General features: G+C 66.3%; 2 protein-coding genes and 1 pseudogene. All 3 read right to left on the minus strand.

The genetic code is table 11. From position 1 onward, the window contains the following. Positions 1-445: pseudogene (locus tag ACFWF3_RS32975) on the minus strand (phenylalanine--tRNA ligase subunit beta); the annotation flags it as partial. 19 nt (positions 446-464) lie between these two features. After that, on the minus strand, positions 465-1,526 hold the full coding sequence (gene pheS / locus ACFWF3_RS32980) for a phenylalanine--tRNA ligase subunit alpha (protein ID WP_067457595.1): 1,062 nt from the start codon (positions 1,524-1,526) through the stop codon (positions 465-467). Between the two features lie 366 nt (positions 1,527-1,892). After that, positions 1,893-2,227, minus strand: a 335-nt coding sequence (locus ACFWF3_RS32985; protein WP_379317814.1) for a Uma2 family endonuclease, incomplete at its 5' end; no start/stop codon positions are given.

Below are 2,227 nucleotides of genomic sequence, written 5' to 3' on the forward strand. Positions count from 1 at the left end.
GCTCGAGCACCAAGATGCCGTCGTGATCCTTGCCGATGCCGAGTTCGGCGACCGAGCAGATCATGCCGTTGGAGGTGTGACCGTAGGTCTTGCGCGAGGAGATCGTGAACCCGCCGGGCAGCACGCCACCGGGCAGCACGACCACAACGAGGTCGCCGACCGCGAAATTGCGCGCGCCACAGACGATTTCCTGCAACTCGGGGTTGCCGACGTCGACCTTGCAGAAGCGGATCGGCTTCTTGAACTCGGTCAGTTCGGTGATCTCGGCGACGCGGCCGACGACCAGCGGCTTGTCGATACTGCCGCCGATCGGCTCGAGCTTGTCGACCTCTTCGACTTCCAAACCCACCCGGACGAAGCCCGCGTCGAGCTCTTCCGCCGACACCGACCACTCGGGGGTGGTGCGCTGCAGGATCTCGGTCAGCCAGGACTGTGCTACTCGCACTTGACGTTTCGCTCTCTCTCTAAGACCGGATACCGAAGGGCAGGGTGAACCGCACGTCACCCTCGACGATGTCGCGCATGTCGGCGATGGTGGTCTGGAACTGCAGGGTGCGCTCCATGCCCATGCCGAACGCGAACCCGGAATACACCTCGGGATCGATGCCGCTGGCGATCAGGACCTTCGGGTTGACCATGCCGCAGCCGCCCCACTCGATCCAGCCCGCGCCGCCCTTCTTGTTCGGGAACCACACGTCGACCTCGGCCGACGGCTCGGTGAAGGGGAAGTAGTTGGGGCGCATGCGAGTACGGGTCTCGGGGCCGAACATGGCCTGGGCGAACGCGTCGAGGACACCGCGCAGGTGCGCCATGGTCAGGCCCTTGTCGATCGCCAAACCCTCCACCTGCGAGAACACCGGGGTGTGGGTGGCGTCGAGCTCGTCGGTGCGGAAGGTGCGACCGGGGCACGCGACGTAGATCGGCACCTCGCGCTCCAGCATGGACCGCACCTGCACCGGTGAGGTGTGCGTGCGCAGCACCTGGCGCGAACCCTCGGGGGCGATGTGGAAGGTGTCCTGCATGGTGCGCGCCGGGTGGTCGGGCAGGAAATTCAGCGCGTCGAAGTTGAAGTGCTCGGTCTCCACCTCGGGACCCTCGGCGACCTCCCAGCCCATGCCGACGAAGAAGTCGGCGATCTGCTCGGAGATGACGGTGATCGGGTGCCGGGCACCCACGGGCCGACGACGGGCGGGCAGCGTGACGTCGATCTTCTCGGAGATGAGCACCGCCTGATCGCGCTCGGCCAAGAGCGCGGCACGGCGCGCCTCGAACGCGTCCGATACCCGCTTACGCGCGACGTTGACCCGCTTACCGGCCTCGGCCTTCTCCTCCTTGGGCACACTGCCCAGACCGCGCTGCGCGAGCGCGATCGGCGACTTACCGCCGATGAAGTCGGTCTTGGCGACCGCCAGCGCATCCAGATCGGCCGCCGCGGCAAACGCCTTCTCGGCCTCCGCCGCCGCTGCCGCGAGTGCCTCCTCGGTCAAAGAGGCGTTTTGCTCGACTCCACTGTTGTCGTCGGCCACGATCTTCTCGACTCTCCCCTGGGGATCGGTTCGCGGGCGCGTCATTGCCATCCCGCATCGGTGCTGCGTAAATCCTATGGGATGGGGTTGACGCGATTCATCCGGATTACTCGCGACGCGATCAGCGCAGGTCGGCAGGGTCGCGAGACAGACCCATCAGCGCACTGGAGGGCGCGGATCCACAGCGCAGGTCGCGCGAATTCTCGCACCCGGTTCCGGCGCGGGTTGTCGTCGACCGCGAACCACATGGATGCCACTCGAACATCCTGTGCGGGAAGTTCAGTGGCTCGCGAGCAAACTCGCGCACAGCCTTCGTATGGATCCTGCAATCGCGGCCTGACCGATCTGGTCAGGGGTCGTGCGCGGCTACTCGTCGTATCGGGGCAGGCAGGCAGTGTCGAGGGACAACCCCAGGGGATCGAGGAGGCTGATCGGGTCGCCATATATGCCTTCGATCAGTTCGGCGTAGCCGCCTGCGGCGGGACCGGCGAACAATGCCCAGCGGCCGACGCGAGGGTCGATGACGAGCAGGGCGCGCACGCCCGCCGCGGCGTACCAGCCGTTCTTGCCGTTGATCTGCGCCGCCCGCTCCGACTTCGAGATCACCTCGACGGCGAGTTCGACATCGAGGGGGTCGGCGAGCCAGTCATCGTCGGTGTCCCAGGTGTCAGGGAGGATGACCAGGTCGGGAGTGCAGTAAT

Source organism: Nocardia sp. NPDC060220, assembly GCF_042727815.1.
Taxonomy (GTDB): Bacteria; Actinomycetota; Actinomycetes; order Mycobacteriales; family Mycobacteriaceae; genus Nocardia.